Annotated in this window: 16 protein-coding genes; 3 read left to right on the forward strand and 13 right to left on the reverse strand. The window is 32.7% G+C overall.

Features of this window, described 5'->3' with window-relative positions:
- Positions 1–3: 3 nt before the first annotated feature.
- From ABD940_RS03995 to ABD940_RS04025, 7 genes are all read right to left on the reverse strand, one after another.
- Positions 4–906 carry a UDP-3-O-(3-hydroxymyristoyl)glucosamine N-acyltransferase gene (locus ABD940_RS03995; protein ID WP_345200461.1) on the reverse strand — a complete coding sequence of 301 codons (903 nt, stop codon included), beginning with the start codon at positions 904–906 and terminating at the stop codon, positions 4–6.
- Positions 907–979: 73 nt separating this feature from the next.
- The gene (efp, locus tag ABD940_RS04000; RefSeq protein ID WP_345200462.1) at positions 980–1546 is read right to left on the reverse strand and encodes an elongation factor P; all 567 of its coding nucleotides are present in this window, start codon (positions 1544–1546) and stop codon (positions 980–982) included.
- Between the two features lie 18 nt (positions 1547–1564).
- A complete protein-coding gene (locus ABD940_RS04005; RefSeq protein WP_345200463.1) occupies positions 1565–1900 on the reverse strand; it encodes a hypothetical protein in 336 nt (111 codons plus the stop codon).
- A 20-nt stretch (positions 1901–1920) separates the two neighbouring features.
- Positions 1921–2715, reverse strand: coding sequence for an acyl-ACP--UDP-N-acetylglucosamine O-acyltransferase (lpxA, locus tag ABD940_RS04010; protein ID WP_345200464.1), 795 nt, complete (start codon positions 2713–2715; stop codon positions 1921–1923).
- The gene (locus ABD940_RS04015; RefSeq protein ID WP_345200465.1) at positions 2716–4113 is read right to left on the reverse strand and encodes a bifunctional UDP-3-O-[3-hydroxymyristoyl] N-acetylglucosamine deacetylase/3-hydroxyacyl-ACP dehydratase; all 1398 of its coding nucleotides are present in this window, start codon (positions 4111–4113) and stop codon (positions 2716–2718) included.
- Positions 4106–5137 carry a UDP-3-O-(3-hydroxymyristoyl)glucosamine N-acyltransferase gene (gene lpxD / locus ABD940_RS04020; protein ID WP_345200466.1) on the reverse strand — a complete coding sequence of 344 codons (1032 nt, stop codon included), beginning with the start codon at positions 5135–5137 and terminating at the stop codon, positions 4106–4108. Before lpxD ends, ABD940_RS04015 begins: the two co-directional genes overlap by 8 nt.
- Positions 5138–5205: 68 nt before the next feature.
- Positions 5206–6435 carry an HD domain-containing protein gene (locus ABD940_RS04025; RefSeq protein WP_345200714.1) on the reverse strand — a complete coding sequence of 410 codons (1230 nt, stop codon included), beginning with the start codon at positions 6433–6435 and terminating at the stop codon, positions 5206–5208.
- A gap of 249 nt (positions 6436–6684) precedes the next feature.
- On the opposite strand from ABD940_RS04025, the gene ABD940_RS04030 reads away from it, so the two are divergent.
- From ABD940_RS04030 to ABD940_RS04040, 3 genes are all read left to right on the forward strand, one after another.
- Positions 6685–8325: a S41 family peptidase gene (locus tag ABD940_RS04030; protein WP_345200467.1), complete on the forward strand. Its 1641-nt coding sequence runs from the start codon at positions 6685–6687 to the stop codon at positions 8323–8325.
- A gap of 131 nt (positions 8326–8456) precedes the next feature.
- Positions 8457–10001: a T9SS response regulator signal transducer PorX gene (porX, locus tag ABD940_RS04035; protein ID WP_345200468.1), complete on the forward strand. Its 1545-nt coding sequence runs from the start codon at positions 8457–8459 to the stop codon at positions 9999–10001.
- An 86-nt stretch (positions 10002–10087) separates the two neighbouring features.
- Positions 10088–10852, forward strand: coding sequence for an exodeoxyribonuclease III (locus tag ABD940_RS04040; RefSeq protein WP_345200469.1), 765 nt, complete (start codon positions 10088–10090; stop codon positions 10850–10852).
- Between the two features lie 57 nt (positions 10853–10909).
- On the opposite strand, the gene ABD940_RS04045 is transcribed toward ABD940_RS04040, so the two are convergent.
- The 6 genes from ABD940_RS04045 to ABD940_RS04070 all read right to left on the reverse strand — a co-directional run bounded on the left by ABD940_RS04045 (position 10910) and on the right by ABD940_RS04070 (position 16045).
- Positions 10910–11281 (reverse strand): septal ring lytic transglycosylase RlpA family protein, encoded by a 372-nt coding sequence (locus ABD940_RS04045; RefSeq protein WP_345200471.1) that lies wholly within the window; start codon positions 11279–11281, stop codon positions 10910–10912.
- A 385-nt stretch (positions 11282–11666) separates the two neighbouring features.
- Positions 11667–12410 carry a hypothetical protein gene (locus ABD940_RS04050; protein WP_345200472.1) on the reverse strand — a complete coding sequence of 248 codons (744 nt, stop codon included), beginning with the start codon at positions 12408–12410 and terminating at the stop codon, positions 11667–11669.
- Positions 12411–12434: 24 nt separating this feature from the next.
- On the reverse strand, positions 12435–13085 hold the full coding sequence (locus tag ABD940_RS04055; RefSeq protein ID WP_345200474.1) for a hypothetical protein: 651 nt from the start codon (positions 13083–13085) through the stop codon (positions 12435–12437).
- A gap of 406 nt (positions 13086–13491) precedes the next feature.
- Entirely contained in the window at positions 13492–14793 is a 1302-nt protein-coding gene (rimO, locus tag ABD940_RS04060; protein ID WP_345200476.1) for a 30S ribosomal protein S12 methylthiotransferase RimO, read from the reverse strand.
- 94 nt (positions 14794–14887) lie between these two features.
- Entirely contained in the window at positions 14888–15433 is a 546-nt protein-coding gene (rfbC, locus tag ABD940_RS04065) for a dTDP-4-dehydrorhamnose 3,5-epimerase (RefSeq protein WP_345200477.1), read from the reverse strand.
- 39 nt (positions 15434–15472) lie between these two features.
- The gene (locus tag ABD940_RS04070) at positions 15473–16045 is read right to left on the reverse strand and encodes a sugar transferase (protein WP_345200479.1); all 573 of its coding nucleotides are present in this window, start codon (positions 16043–16045) and stop codon (positions 15473–15475) included.
- Position 16046: the final 1 nt, after the last annotated feature.

Here is a 16046-nt window from a genome sequence, read left to right on the forward strand (position 1 = left end):
TGTTTATTTGAGATTTCTCAGTTTAACCTCTTTTTTAAGATAAGTTTTAAAATCTTCTGCGAACATCCCGATATATGTACCTTTTTCCAGATCTCTGTTGACTCCTGTTTTGCCTAAAATCACAGATCCGCTTTCGATTTTATTTCCTGAAGCAATACCAACCTGTCCCCATAATGTTACTTCGTCACCAATCACACAGCATCCTGCAATTCCGACTTGTGAAGCAATAAGACACTTTTTACCGATAACAGTATCATGACCAACCTGAATTTGATTATCCAAAACAGAACCTTCACCAATTACCGTAGAATCTGTAACGCCACGATCGATCGTACAACCGTTTCCAATCTCAACATTATTTTCAATAACAACGTTTCCAACTGAAATAAGACGGTCAAAATTTCCATTTAATTTTCTGTAATAAAAGGCATCGCCCCCTAAAACAGTGTTTGACTGAATCACAACATTATCACCGATAACCGTTCTGTCACCAATCACAACATTTGGAAAAATAAGAGTATTTTTTCCAATTACAACATTATTTCCGATAACAGCCGTACGATGTACTTTTGTTCCCTCTCCGATTTCTACATCGTGAAGTTCTTCTGTGAAATTATATATTCTCGTAAAGTGAGTATTAATTTTATTAAAATCTCTGAAAGGATCATCAGAAACCAAAAGCGCTTTTCCTTCAGGACAATCTACTTCTTTATCTATTAGAATGATCGTAGCAGCAGAATTTAGGGCTTTATCGTAATATTTCGGATGATTTACGAAAACTATGTCTCCAGGTTTTACCATGTGGATTTCATTAGTTCCCAATACCTCAAAGTCTTCAGAACCAACAAATTTCGATCCAATAAGATCTGCAATAGTTTTTAGTTTTTGTGGAGAATGAAATCTCATAATAATTGATTGTATTATAAAACAAAATTCGGAATGCAAGCGCAAACCGAATTTATGTAAATTTTATTTAAAATTATTCTTTTACTCTTTCCAAGTAAGAACCATCTTCTGTACTTACTTTGATTTTATCCCCTGCTTCAATAAATAGTGGAACCATTACTCTTGCTCCTGTTTCTACGATAGCGTTTTTAAGAGCGTTGGTAGCAGTATTTCCTTTTACACCCGGATCAGCTTCTACAACTTCTAAGTAAACCGATTGAGGAAGTTCTGCAGAAAGCGGAGTTTCGTCAACTTCTTTCAAAATAATGGTAACTTCTTCGCCTGCTTTCATCAGGTTTGAATTTTCAATCATATCTTTATTTAAATATAATTGAGAAAAATCGTCATTATTCATAAAGTGGAAACCATTCTCATCATCATAAAGATATTGGAATTTTCTTGTGATCACTTTTACCTCATCAATCTTGTGACCTGCAGAGAATGTATTATCAAGAACTTTTCCGTTTGTTACTGATTTCAATTTCGTTCTTACAAAAGCAGGACCTTTACCTGGTTTTACGTGCATAAATTCTACTACCTTGAAAATATCATTGCTGAATTCAATGCAAAGTCCTTTTCTTATATCGTTACTTGTTGCCATTAATTATTTTATATCTATTTATTTTCTTTTATTAAACTGTATCCCCTGACCTTGAGGCATTATTCTGTTGAATGTATTATTATTAAATGTATTCACATTATTGTTTAATCTGTTTACATTCATCTGAACTTCAGAATTATACTGATTGGTTGTTCCTAAAATTGAACTTCCGGTATTCTTTTGTTTCAGAATATCATTTAAATTATTCTTAGCAATACTATCATTAGACTTTACAGGAAGCTTCCTTTCCATAATGGAAATTCTTGTTGTCTTTTCGGTTTTTAATCCTTCCGTTTGCTGTCCAAACAAAAAAGATGTCGCAGAAAGCATTATAAGTAAGATTAAACTTTTCATGATAATATTAATTATTTAAATTATTCTCTATCTTTTCCTGTACCGTATCCTTTTACGATACCTCTTGGAGAATTTTGAATAAACTGAAGGATTTCATCTCTTTCAGCAGTTGGAAGCATTTCTTTCTCGATGTGAGTGATTGCCTGCGAAACGTTCATTTTCATCTGGAAAATCGCTCTGTAGATTTTTTGAATTTCAAAGATTTTCTCATTCGTAAATCCTCTTCTTCTTAATCCAACAGAATTGATTCCTGCATATGCCATCGGTTCTCTCGCCACTTTTACATAAGGCGGAATATCTTTTCTCACCAAAGTACCACCGGAAATCATTACATGTTTCCCGATTTTACCAAACTGATGAACAGCAGATAAACCTCCCATCACTGTATAATCGCCGATTTCTACGTGACCTGCAATACCACAACCGTTTACGATGATAACATGATCTCCGATAACACAATCGTGCGCAATGTGAGAAGTTGCCATAATAAGACAGTTTGAACCGATTTTAGTGTATCCTAAAGCTTTAGTTCCTCTGTTTACCGTTACACATTCTCTAATTGTAGTATCATCACCTATTATTGTCTGTGTATCTTCTCCATCAAATTTAAGATCCTGAGGAATGGCAGAAATTACAGTTCCAGGAAAAATTCTGCAATTTTTCCCTATTCTTGCACCATCCATAATGGTAACATTAGAACCGATCCATGTTCCTTCCCCAATTTCTACATCTCCTGCAATCGTAGTAAAAGGTTCTACAATTACATTTTTGCTGATTTTCGCACGTTTATCTACGGCTGCTAATTGATGAATCATTTAATCAACTTTATTTTTTGCAACTTGAGCCATTAATTCTGCTTCTACAGCCACCGTATCTCCTACGTAGCCATATCCTTGCATATGAACAATACCTCTTCTGATAGGCTCAATTAATTCAATTTTAAAGATAAGTGTATCTCCAGGAATAACTTTTCTTTTAAATTTTACTTTATCAATTTTAATAAAATAAGTAGAATAATTTTCAGGATCCGGAACACTTGCCAACACAAGAATTCCCCCTGTTTGTGCTAAAGCTTCTACTTGTAAAACTCCAGGCATTACAGGTTCTTTCGGAAAATGCCCAACAAAGAATGGTTCGTTCATTGTAACATTTTTCAATCCGACAACATGAGAATCTGAAAGCTCAAGAATTTTATCAATTAACAAAAAAGGAGGTCTGTGAGGCATCAACTTCATAATTCCGTTGATATCAAAAACAGGCTCTTTTGTCAAGTCAAAATCAGGAACGTTTTTCTTTTTCTGCAATTTCCACTGACGGTTCAGTTTTTTTGCAAATTGAGTATTTACAAAATGTCCTGGCTTGTTAGCGATTACTTTACCTTTTATTTTCACCCCTGCTAAAGCCAAATCACCAATCACATCAAGCAATTTGTGTCTTGCAGCTTCGTTAGGATAGTTTAAGTTCAAATTATCAAGAATTCCGTTTGGTCTTATTGACACATTGTCTTTACCAAAAGCTTTCTTCAATTTCTCTGTAGTTTCAGGTGTAAGATCTTTATCTACATAAACAATCGCATTGGAAATATCTCCACCTTTGATCAAACCGTGATCCAAAAGCATTTCCAACTCGTGTAAGAAACTGAAAGTTCTTGCAGATGAAATTTCTTCTTTAAACTCAGAAATATTTTTTAATGTAGCGTTTTGTGTTCCTAAAACTTTAGTCCCAAAATCTACCATTGTAGTAATTTCGTAGGTATCCGAAGGAATAATTGTGATTTCTGATCCCGTTGCAGGGTCGCTGTAGGTAAGAACTTCTTTTACAACAAGATACTCTCTTGCCGTATTTTGTTCAACTACACCGACGCTTTCAATCGCTTCAACAAAAAACTTTGAAGACCCATCCAAAATTGGTGGTTCAGAAGCATCCATTTCCAAAATCGCGTTATCAATATCACATCCTACCAAAGCCGCTAAAAGATGCTCACAAGTATTGATCTTAACTCCTAATTTTTCTAATGTCGTTCCTCTTTCCGTCGCTACAACATAATTAACATCAGCTTCGACTTGAGGGTGACCCTCCAAATCTGTTCTTACGAATACAAAACCTGTATTTTCTTTCGCAGGTTTCATGGTTAATTTTACTTCTTTACCAGTGTGAAGTCCGATTCCGGAAAGTGTCACTTCTTGCTGAAGTGTTTTTTGCATATCACTCATTAGTTTTATCTTTTGAGTTATTCTCAAGATTATTTATTCTTTTTACAACTTCAGGTAGATTTCTGAAATGTACATAACTTCTAAGGTAGTCATTATAGCTTATCGCAGGTGAGCCATAGATAGTTTCCCTATCGCTTACACTGGAATTCACGCCACTCTGAGCCTGAATTTTCACCTGATTTCCTATTTTAATGTGACCAACAACTCCAACCTGCCCTCCAATCTGGTTCCAGTCGCCAATAGTAGTAGAACCTGCAATTCCGGCTTGTGCTGCAATTACGTTGTTCTGACCGATTTTTACGTTGTGGGCAATTTGAATTAAATTATCGATTTTAGTTCCTTTTCCAATGATTGTAGAACCAATAGTTGCTCTGTCAATACTACAGTTCGAACCGATTTCAACATCATCTTCAATGATAACATTTCCTAATTGAGGAATTTTTTTGAAACCCTCGGCTGTCGGCTGAAAACCAAATCCGTCACCACCGATAACCGTATTGGAATGAATGACACAATTGTCTCCAATAATGCAATAATCATAGATTCTCGCCCCACTGTCAATTTTGCAGTTTTTACCGATCTTTACACCTTTTCCGATGTAAACCTGAGGATAAATTTGCGTTCCTTCTCCGATTTTAGCTTTTTCAGAAACATAGGTAAAAGCTCCTACATAAACATTGTCACTAATTATTGCTGTTTCGTGAATCGAAGAACCATCCTCAATTCCCTGTTTTCTGCCTTGCATTTCCTGATACAGATTCATTAAAACCTGAAAAGAAAGATAGGCATCCTTTACTGCAATAAGAGTAGGATTATAAGTATCTTTTGCTACAAGATTTTCCGAAACGATGATAACAGAACATTTTGAAGTATCCAAATAATGCGAAAACCGATCTTGTGCTATAAAAGAAAGATGCCCTGATTCTCCATTCTCAATTGGTGAAACTCCTGTAATAAGTGCAGTCTCGTCACCTATTATTTTTCCGTCAATAAAACTTGCAATTTGCGAAGCTGTAAATTCCATATTCTGCAAAGATAAGAAATTCTATAATTCGCAAACATTTTTTAATTTTAGGATTGTAAATTTTAATATTATTTAAGAAAATAATTAGAAATATCTCTCGGAAAAGTCAATATATACCGTTTGGTTTTATTTATCATCAACCCTGATAAAAGCTGATCTTCCGATTCATCCAATCTGATTTTTTTACCATTTTTCTGCAACAGATAAATTGGCTGCTTTTTGGTGTCATAAGGAAGTAATTTTCGTTTAATTTCATGAACCAATTCGTTACCATTATCGATTCCGAAAAATTCGTTTGTGTTTTTTATTTTTTCCTCAATAAATTCTTTTTTAAATGGACGTGATGAGATAATGGTTTTTGGAAGGTTTCTCTGAATCACGCATTTACACCAATAAGACAAAATCATATCATCTGCATTTTGCCACGTTTTCATTGCCTGTATTATATCATTATCATCTAATTGCGTGAATCTTTCAACATCTTCATCCGTTGCCGAACTTTTCCCTCGATATAAAAAATATTTCAGATTTTCAGTTGCTGGCAAATCAACACCTTGAGAAACCAAATATTTTGCTCTTTCTAAGATTTTAACCAAAAGAAATTCCGCCAACGCCGAAGTTTTATGATAATAAACCTGCCAATACATGAACATTCTCGCCGTCAGAAAGTTTTCGATAGAATACACTCCTTTTGCATCAATCACCAATTCTCCTTCTTCACAAACATTCATCATAGAAATGATTCGCTGTGTATTGATACTTCCTTCGGAAACTCCAGTAAAAAAGCTGTCACGCTTCAAATAATCTAATCTGTCAACGTCTAATTGCGAAGAAATCAGCTGATTGAAAAATTTCCTGTGGTATTTTCCCTGAAACATTTCAATGGCGCAGGAAAGCTCTCCTTTAAATTCAACATTTAGTCGATTCATTAATAATAAAGAAAGTTTCTCATGATGCCAATCGTCCATCAACATATTTTCCAAGGCGTGAGAAAATGGTCCGTGACCAATATCGTGCATCAAAATCGCCAACATCGCACCTTTTTCCTCTTCAGACGAAATGTCAACACCTTTTTGTTTCAATGTTTCCAAAGCCGTAAACATCAAATGCATCGCTCCCAAAGCATGATGAAATCTCGTATGTGTTGCGCCCGGAAAAATCAAATTCAAAAGTCCGGTCTGTCCTATTCTTCTCAATCTTTGAAAGTAAGGATGCTCTATTATGTCGAATAAAATTTCGTGAGGAATTTTGATAAATCCGTGGACCGGATCGTTGATTATTTTAAGCTTATTCTGCATTGAAACGTCAATATTAGTAAACAAATTTAGGGATTTTAAATTTTAGGATTGATTAAATTTTATTAAGCTGTTCTATATTGAATTTATTTTTAATTTAAATTTCACACAGTTTTTTTTAAATTAGTCTGCATAATTTCTGTTCGTAAAGGTGTTTCAATCAGCAAAGACTTGATACAAATCTTCATTAAGCAAACATTTGTAATTTATATGTTTAAAAATTATCTTTGAATCAAATTCGAATAACCTTTAATGAGAAAAATCTCACTTTTTATTTTACTTTTTTTAAGTTTACATTTTTCAGCACAGATTTTATCAGAAACTCAAAAACTGGAATCACTTTGTCGAGTTTGGGGATTTTTGAAATATTATCATCCGAATGTTGCTAAAGGAAAATTTAATTGGGATGAACAGCTTTTTCAGAAAATTGATGAACTTGAAAATATTAATGATAAAAACCAATTGAACGAATTTTATTCTAACTGGATCGAAAGTTTAGGAAAAATTGAAGAATGTAAAGAATGCTTAAAACAGGAAAATAAAATCTATTTTTTAAAGAATTTTGATTTAAACTGGATCAATGATCAAAATATTTTCTCTGAAAACGTTATTCAAAAATTGAAATTTATTCAAGATAATAGGAATATTAGAGAAAATTATTATTTCGGAATCAATGGAAGAAAAGTTTATTTCAGAAATGAAAATTCTTATGGTTCAAAATTTATTTCAAAACAGATAAATCTATTCGAATTATTCAGATATTGGAATTACGCTGAGTATTTTTTCGCTTACAAATACAAAACAGATCAAAATTGGAATGATGTTTTAAAGGAAATGATTCCTAAATTTCTTACCATTACTACTGATGAAAATTATCATTTGACTTTGGCAGAATTAGTCACTAAAACGGATGATTCACATGCTTTTTTATTTTCAAGACTGATTAGTTTAAATCAATACGGAAGAAAAAATGTTCCTGTAGAATATTCTTATGCGGAAGGAAAATTGATCGTAACAAAACTCAATTCAAATATTTTTAATGAAGAAAACCCTTTAAAAAAAGGTGATGTTATTTATGACATTAATGGTTTTACTATTCCGCAAAAGGTAAATTCATTTGGAAAATATCTTCCCGCTTCAAATTCGTGGGGAAAAATTAACAAATCAAGGTATCTCTTTCTTTACACAAACAAAGATTCAACAGATCTTAAAATCGAAAGAGACGGACAAAATTTAGCATTAAGAGTAAAAACATATTCACAAAAGGAAATTATTTCCCAAAAACCTACTGTTCCTGAAAAATGGAAGTTTCTTGATGACGAAAAGAAGATTGGCTATGTTAATATGGGAATTATAAAAAGGACGGATCTTGATGAAATGTTTGAAAATTTGAGAAACGCAGAATCCATCATTTTTGATTCGAGAAATTATCCGAACATGACCATTTTACCTTTAAGCAAACTATTACTTCCTGAAAATAAAATTTATTATCAATTTAATTTTCCTGAAACAAATTATTTGAGTAAATTCTATATCCGAAAAAACAGCATCGGAAGCAGTAATTCTGATTATTATAAAGGTAATGTAATTATTTTAGTCAATGAGATCACGCAAAGCCAAGCCGAAACAACCGTGATGATGCTGAAGCAACATCCGAAAGCAAAAGTTATTGGAGGTTATACTTCAGGAGCAAATGGCGATGTCATAGAATTCAATATTGCAGATCTGAAAACATGTTTTACAGGATTGGGAGCGTACTATCCGAACGGAACGGAAACCCAAAGAATCGGAATTATTCCGGACATTATTATAAAGCCCACCATTAAAGGAATTCAAGAAGAAAAAGATGAAATTCTGGAAAGAGCTTTAAAATATATAAAAGACGGTTATTGAATGAAACAAAAACAGAAATATTCCGTTATGTTTTCATTTAACTTATATTTAACTTAATACCTGCTTATTTTGGCAGTTTTTAGAATGAATTGGTCAGCAATTTGATACTATAACCATGTAAAAAATAAATTATGTCGGAAAAGATATTATGGATCGATGATGAAATAGATTTACTAAAGCCTCATATCGTATTTTTAGAAAAGAAAGGTTATCAGGTAACACCTGTTAATAACGTAAATGAGGCATTGGAACTAATGGACTCTGAAAAGTTCGCATTGACATTAATTGATGAAAATATGCCCGGAATTTCGGGACTGGAAGCTATTCCTATGATCAAGGATAAAGATAATGCCCTGAAAATAGTAATGGTAACAAAAAGTGAAGAAGAACACATTATGGAAGAAGCGATCGGTTCGCAGATCGCCGATTATATATTGAAGCCTGTAAATCCGAATCAGATTCTTTTATCATTAAAGAAAAATCTTCAACAGGATAATCTGGTCGAACAGAAAACTATTCTGCAGTATCAACAGGAATTCAGAAACCTTTCCATGGAACTTTCTTATTTGAGAACGTATCAGGATTGGGCTGAATACTATAAAAAAATCGTGAATTGGGAACTTAAGTTTGACAAAGTAGCGGACAACGAATTTGCAGATCTTCTGCAATCGCAAAAAGAAGAAGCAAATATTCAGTTCGCAAAATTTATTGAAAACAATTATGAAGATTGGCTTATTGGAAACGATAAACCCAATATGAGCCATACTCTTTTCAAAGAAAAAGTAAAAGCTGAGGTTGAAAAGGATAAGGTTTTGTTGCTTATGGTGGATAATCTTCGTTATGATCAATGGAAAGTGATCGAACCGTTATTTACGAAATATTACAATAAAACTTCAGAAGATTATTATTACAGTATTCTTCCGACAGCAACTCAATATGCAAGAAACTCTTTCTTCGCAGGTTTAATGCCTTCGGAAATTGAGAAACGTTTTCCTGATAAATGGTTTAATGATAATGAAGAAGGAAATAAAAACGAATATGAGCGTGATTTTCTGGAAGATCAGATGAAAAGAATTGGTTTAGGCTCTAAATCAATGAAATATCTAAAAGTTTTAAATGCAGATTTTGAAAGAAAAATCTACGACGATTTCAATCAGCATAAAAACAACGATCTTCTAGTAATTGTTTACAACTTTATTGATATTCTTTCTCACGCAAAGACAGACAATCACATTGTAGATCAATTGATTCGAGATGATAAAACTTTCAGATCATTAACTTTAAACTGGTTTGAAAATTCATCATTATTAAAAATCATTAAAACAGCTGCAGAAAATGGCTTTAAATTAGTCATTACAACCGATCATGGAACTGTGTATGTGAAAAAGCCAAGTAAAGTTGTAGGAGACAGAGAAACATCTACGAATATCCGTTACAAAACAGGAAAAAGCTTAACATACGATGACAGCGATGTTTGGGCAATTACAAATCCTGAAAAGTTATTCTTGCCAAAAGGAAATTTAAGCTCAAAATATATTTTTGCAAAGAATAATATTTTCCTGGCTTATCCTAAAAATTATAATCACTTTGTGAATTATTATAAAGAAACTTACCAACACGGAGGAATTTCATTGGAAGAATGTATAATTCCTATCAGTATTCTAGAACCCAAGTAGTTTTTCATAGTTTAACTTTGGGTTATAAGGGTGGCGGAAAAAATCTTTGATTTTTTCCGCTTCTTTTTTATTAATATTTTTGAATCATGAAATTAATCACATACAACGTAAACGGAATCAGGGCAGCTTTTACCAAAGACTTTTTAGGATGGCTGAAATCTGCTGATCCGGATATTATCTGCATTCAGGAAAGTAAAGCCGGAAACGATCAAATAGATATCGAAAGCCTTGAAAAACTGGGTTATCATAGTTATTGGCACTCTGCCGTTAAAAAAGGCTACAGCGGGGTTGGAATTGCCTCAAAAATAAAACCAAATTATGTAGAATATGGTTGCGGTATAGAAAGCTATGATAATGAAGGTAGAATTATCCGTGCAGATTTTGACGGATTTTCCGCGATTTCGGTTTATGTACCTTCTGCATCTAATATTGAAAGACTCGACTTCAAAATGCAGTTCTGCCACGATTTCCTAGAATATATTAAAAACTTAAAGAAAGAGATTCCTAATTTGATTATTTCCGGAGATTTCAATATCTGCCATGAAGCGATAGATATTCATAATCCGATCGGTTTAAAAAATGTTTCAGGCTTCCTGCCAATGGAAAGAGAATGGATGACCAACTTTATCAATGAATGTGAATTGATCGATAGTTTCAGATTTTTTAATAATGAACCAGACAATTATACTTGGTGGAGTTACAGACAAAATTCAAGGGAAAGAAACAAAGGCTGGAGATTGGATTATAATTTTACTTCCTACGAATTAAAGGATAAGCTTACAAGAGCTGTTATTTTAAAGGAAGCTGTACATTCTGATCATTGCCCGGCTTTAGTAGAATTAAGCCTTTAATATATAAAAACCAAAAGCCAACTTTTCAGTTGGCTTTTTTAATTTAAATCATAAATTTTAGTCGACAATTTCATATTCCACCGGAATCGTACCATGATTGGTATCTCCGATTTCATCGAACGCTGCTTTAGACATATCTAAAGCTCTTGACGAATGGTAAGGTCCTCTATCATTTACTTTCACAATTACCTCTTTACCGTTATTAAGGTTTGTTACCTTAATATTCGTTCCAAATGGAAGCGTTCTGTTTGCTGCGGTAAACTTTGCGTTATCAAAGATTTCTCCGCTTGCAGTTTTTCTACCGTTAAATTTATCGTGGTAGTACGATGCATAACTTGTTTTTTTCGCATCTATGGCATTCATTTTGAAAGAATAAATACCAAAGGTTGAAATCATCATTATGATTACGAGAATGAATCTTTTCATCATTTTGAATTTTATTGGTTTGACAGGGGCAAATCTATAAGTATTCTTTCAACGAGCCTATTTTATTTGTTAACGAATGTTAATTAAAACTAAATTTTATCTTAATATTCATTATAACTCCCTATTAATAGGGTATTTAAGAGGTATTGTTAAAAAGTGTTAAAAAACAAGTTAAAAAGTTAACGTTTTTAACTAAATATTGTAAATTATGATTACTTTAACACTTAAATGAATTTGATAATCAATAAGTTAAATAATTTTAAGAGTCAATACTCAGACTGATAATTTTCTTTAAAACCATTAAAATTAAAATCCATCATTAGTGTATAAATAAAAAACCAATGAGAAATTCTCATTGGTTTTTTTTATTATAAAAATAGAATATTTTTTATTTGAAATATTCGATAATATAGTCATAAGTATCAGCAGGATAAACCACAGACATACTAGGAGAACCTGTAATTGCAGCACCATTTGATGAATCAAAAGAATATAATTCTTTAGAAAAAACAACTTTATTTCCTGTTGCAGCCTTTTTAAAGATTGTAATTCCGTACATTGAAGTAAGTCCTGTAGGAACAGTTAAAGTAACCGCCGTTGAACTTCCTGTTGTAGTAAACTGTCCTTTATAAGCATAAACTGGATTACCATCAACCTGTGTATTTGTAGCAACACCAGCGGCAGCACCATTTACAACGTTAAACTTAGGATTTCCTCCAACCGGTAACCATTGACCAGTTGTCGTAGCTGTTGGGCTTCCTGGGTTAGAAAAATAATAATATCCAGGAACTACTGCTTGACCACCAATTCCAGAATTAGCAGCAGGCGTATTACCAGTCCCGGTGTTATATACTATTAATCCATCAAATCTGTTTGGATTATTAGCTGTAAGATAACTTCCGTTATTAGTTAAAGTTAATTGGGTTAGATCCGCTCTAGGAAACAAAATCCCTTTTCCTAAAGTAGCACTTGCATTCCATATTGTTGAACTTGAAGCATCTAAAAATGCTGTACTACTATTAATTGAAGCGTTTGCAAGAGTTTGATTAGCTTTTAATTGAGCTTGAGTATTATTAAAAGCTAAAGCAACTACAAGTGCTAAACCAGCCTTTAAAAAATTATATTTTTTCATATCTGTAGAGATTATTAGTTAAAATTATTGAAGACTGTCACTAAACCAAGAAATACCATCTGTAATTAAGCTAATACCTGTTGAGTTAACAATTATACCAGCACCTGTCGATTTATAATCTGTACTACTAATAGTAGGACTAACACCACCGCTAGTTTCAAAAATTTTAATTGTTTTTCCACTCATCGCTGGTGTAGGTGTAGGTAAAGTTACAGTAGATAACGTAGTAGCATTAAGGATAACACAGTTTCCTACATCGGTTGCTAAAATAGCAGCTGTACTACCTGACGCAATCGTTCTGAAAGTAGGGCCTGTAACTGGAGTACCACCACCACCAACTGCAATCCAAGTATTAGTAGTTGCTCCATCATAATAATAGAAACCAACTGCTGTTACATTTATTGCTTTTCCTGTAGCTGCTCCATCAGCAATTGAAGAAACAAATGCAAGTGCTCCGTTCTGTACAGAAGTATACACTGCATCTTTTGCCTGTAATTGACCTCTTGTCAAACGAGGGACTAACAATGCGTCCGGTTTTGTTGCATCCGCAGGAGTACCGACAACATCTAAAGTAGCAGCCGGAGTAGTTGTATTAATACCTACTCTACCTTGCTGAGCTTGAGCAATCGCTACAAATCCGACTAACATAGTCGCTGTTAATAAAAATTTTTTCATAAGTTTTTAAAGATTTTAAATTAAATTTTCATCAATGATTTTTATTCAAATCAGGTTACCATCCCCGATTAAACTGTGTTTTCCATTAATAAAAAATAAAATATTTTATTATATATATAATTTCAAAAACATTCGAGATTTCCGTTCTATAAACATCTAATTTTTAGTTCAATAGAATCTAAAAAATCTCTTTATTGTGCAAAGTTAATATTTTATAATTAATTTACACAATATAAGATAAAAAAGTTTTAACATTTTAATTTTGAAAGAATAAAACAAACTGAAAATCAAAACATTAAAACATAAGCTGGTGTTAATTAATTTTTATTAATCTATTAATAACATTATATTAATCAAAACGATAGCTTAAAATATTTGGATAAATATCAACTATTTGGGAATAATTTTAAATTAATTCGCCATAAAGATCAAACTCCTCTGCAGAAATGATTTTCACATCAGCAAAATCACCAATTGAGATATATGTATTTTCTGCAGAAACCAAGACAGTATTGTCTACATCCGGCGAATCATACTCTGTTCTTCCGACGAAATAATTACCTTCTTTTCTATCAAATATACATCTATATGTATTCCCTATTTTTTCCTGATTCTTTTCCCAAGAAATCTGAGACTGAATTTCCATGATCTCCTCCACTCTGGCTTCTTTTACTTCCTGTGCAATATCATCTTCCAACACATATGCTCCCGTATTTTCTTCGTGAGAATATGTAAAACAGCCTAATCTGTCGAATTTTTGTTCTCTTACCCAATCCTTCAATTCTTGGAAAATCTCTTCAGTTTCTCCCGGATATCCTACAATGAGAGTTGTTCTGATCGCCATATCAGGAACTTTTTCTCTGAATTTTCCTAAAAGAGCATCTGTTTTTTCATGAGTCGTTCCTCTTTTCATCGATTTCAATAAATCTGAATTGATATGCTGAAGAGGAATATCTATATAATTACAAACTTTAGGTTCTTCACGGATAATATCCAGAACATCTTCAGGGAAACCGCTTGGGAAGGCATAATGCAGACGAATCCATTCGATTCCTTCTACTTTTACCAATTCTTTTAAAAGATCTCCAAGTGCACGTTTTTTATAAATATCCAAACCATAATAAGTAAGATCCTGAGCAATCAAAATCAATTCTTTAGTTCCTTTTTTGGCTAATTTTTGTGCTTCTGTAACCAATCTTTCAATCGGTGTAGAAACGTGACCGCCCCTCATTAAAGGAATTGCACAAAAAGAACAAGGTCTGTCACAACCTTCAGAAATTTTCAAATAAGCATAATGCTTTGGAGTTGTTGTTAATCTTTCTCCCACCAATTCGTGCTTGTAATCTGCTCCTAAATGTTTTAGTAAGATAGGAAGATCTCTCGTTCCAAAGTATTGGTCAACATCTGGAATTTCGCGAATCAAATCCGGCTTGTATCTCTCAGAAAGACAACCTGTAACGAATACTTTTTCTACTTCTCCTCTATTTTTAGCATCTACATAATCCAGAATTGTATTGATAGATTCTTCCTTTGCATTATCGATAAATCCGCAGGTATTGATTACCACAATATCTCCCTTGTCTTCATGAACAACTTCTTTACCGTTGGCTTTAAGCTGGCTCATTAAGACTTCAGAATCATAAACATTCTTGGAACATCCAAGCGTTACTACATTAATTTTCTTCTTACCTACAGATTTTGTGCGCATCTTTTTGATTTTGAGTTTGCAAAGATACAAAATATTAAAGAGCCTGACTTAAAAAATAAAAGCCACTTTATTAAAGTGGCTTTCAATATGATATTTAAAAATTCTTTTCTTTAAAATCAGGGGCATTTTCATCCTTTTCTGAAAGAACCGCATCTTCTTCTGAAATTTTCCAGTCTATATTAAGATCGGAATCGTTGTATTTTACACTTCCTTCTGATTCTTTATTATAAAAATTATCACATTTATACGCAAAAACACCCGTTTCACTCAATACAGAAAATCCGTGTCCGAAACCTCTGGGAATATATAGCTGTGTTTTATTTTCGGCAGTAAGTTCGATTCCAAACCATTGTCCGAAAGTCGGGGAATCTTCTCTCAAATCTACCGCTACATCCCAAACTTTTCCTTCAAGACACGAAACCAATTTTGCCTGTGCATGTTCTCCTTTTTGTAAATGAAGCCCTCTCAAAACACCATAAGAAGATTTTGAAATATTATCCTGAACAAAATGTCCATTCATTCCCGTAAGTTCTTCAAACTTTTTTTCATTAAATTTTTCAAAGAAATAACCTCTATCATCTTCAAAAATAGTAGGCTCTATAATGTAACAGTCCTTTAAAGGAGTTTCTTTTATTTTCATATTCTAAATAATAACAAAGATAAACTTATAATATTAATCTTATTTTATGATTACTTTAAAAATAGTTTTCGACAAAATTTTAATATCAGTAGAAAACGACATATTTTCCAAATAATGCAGATTCATTTTCACTTTATCCGGAAATAAAACTTCATCATTATATTGTAATGGATTTTTCTGGAGTTTTAAAATAGTATCTTCATTACTATACTTAATGCTTGCTTCAGAGGTGAGCCCGGGTTTTAACTCTAAAACTTTTCTTGAATCTCCTTTCAATCTATCATAATATCCTTCGATATCAGGACGAGGTCCCACAAAGCTCATATCTCCTTTCAAAATATTAAATAACTGCGGTAATTCATCAAATTTAAATTTTCTTAATAATAAACCGATTGAAGAACTTTCTCTCTTTTTATCATTAATCGTTTTAAATTTATAAATCGTGAAGACCTTTCCAAACTGACCTACTCTTTCCTGACAAAAAATACCATTGGATTTTGAGTCTAAACTGGAAATAATAAATAATAAAATCAATAAAGGTAAAAACAGAATGATTAAGAAAATCGATAAAATACAATCGAAAACAACTTTCCAATACCTATACTGACTCATT

This window comes from Chryseobacterium ginsengisoli (assembly GCF_039542325.1).
GTDB lineage: Bacteria > Bacteroidota > Bacteroidia > Flavobacteriales > Weeksellaceae > Chryseobacterium > Chryseobacterium ginsengisoli.

Coding starts and splice junctions, on each gene's coding strand:
- ABD940_RS03995 (WP_345200461.1), bottom strand. CDS start 906: ATGAGATTTCATTCTCCACAAAAACTAAAAACTATTGCAGATCTTATT.
- efp (WP_345200462.1), bottom strand. CDS start 1,546: ATGGCAACAAGTAACGATATAAGAAAAGGACTTTGCATTGAATTCAGC.
- ABD940_RS04005 (WP_345200463.1), bottom strand. CDS start 1,900: ATGAAAAGTTTAATCTTACTTATAATGCTTTCTGCGACATCTTTTTTG.
- lpxA (WP_345200464.1), bottom strand. CDS start 2,715: ATGATTCATCAATTAGCAGCCGTAGATAAACGTGCGAAAATCAGCAAA.
- ABD940_RS04015 (WP_345200465.1), bottom strand. CDS start 4,113: ATGAGTGATATGCAAAAAACACTTCAGCAAGAAGTGACACTTTCCGGA.
- lpxD (WP_345200466.1), bottom strand. CDS start 5,137: ATGGAATTTACAGCTTCGCAAATTGCAAGTTTTATTGACGGAAAAATA.
- ABD940_RS04025 (WP_345200714.1), bottom strand. CDS start 6,435: ATGCAGAATAAGCTTAAAATAATCAACGATCCGGTCCACGGATTTATC.
- ABD940_RS04030 (WP_345200467.1), top strand. CDS start 6,685: ATGAGAAAAATCTCACTTTTTATTTTACTTTTTTTAAGTTTACATTTT.
- porX (WP_345200468.1), top strand. CDS start 8,457: ATGTCGGAAAAGATATTATGGATCGATGATGAAATAGATTTACTAAAG.
- ABD940_RS04040 (WP_345200469.1), top strand. CDS start 10,088: ATGAAATTAATCACATACAACGTAAACGGAATCAGGGCAGCTTTTACC.
- ABD940_RS04045 (WP_345200471.1), bottom strand. CDS start 11,281: ATGATGAAAAGATTCATTCTCGTAATCATAATGATGATTTCAACCTTT.
- ABD940_RS04050 (WP_345200472.1), bottom strand. CDS start 12,410: ATGAAAAAATATAATTTTTTAAAGGCTGGTTTAGCACTTGTAGTTGCT.
- ABD940_RS04055 (WP_345200474.1), bottom strand. CDS start 13,085: ATGAAAAAATTTTTATTAACAGCGACTATGTTAGTCGGATTTGTAGCG.
- rimO (WP_345200476.1), bottom strand. CDS start 14,793: ATGCGCACAAAATCTGTAGGTAAGAAGAAAATTAATGTAGTAACGCTT.
- rfbC (WP_345200477.1), bottom strand. CDS start 15,433: ATGAAAATAAAAGAAACTCCTTTAAAGGACTGTTACATTATAGAGCCT.
- ABD940_RS04070 (WP_345200479.1), bottom strand. CDS start 16,045: ATGAGTCAGTATAGGTATTGGAAAGTTGTTTTCGATTGTATTTTATCG.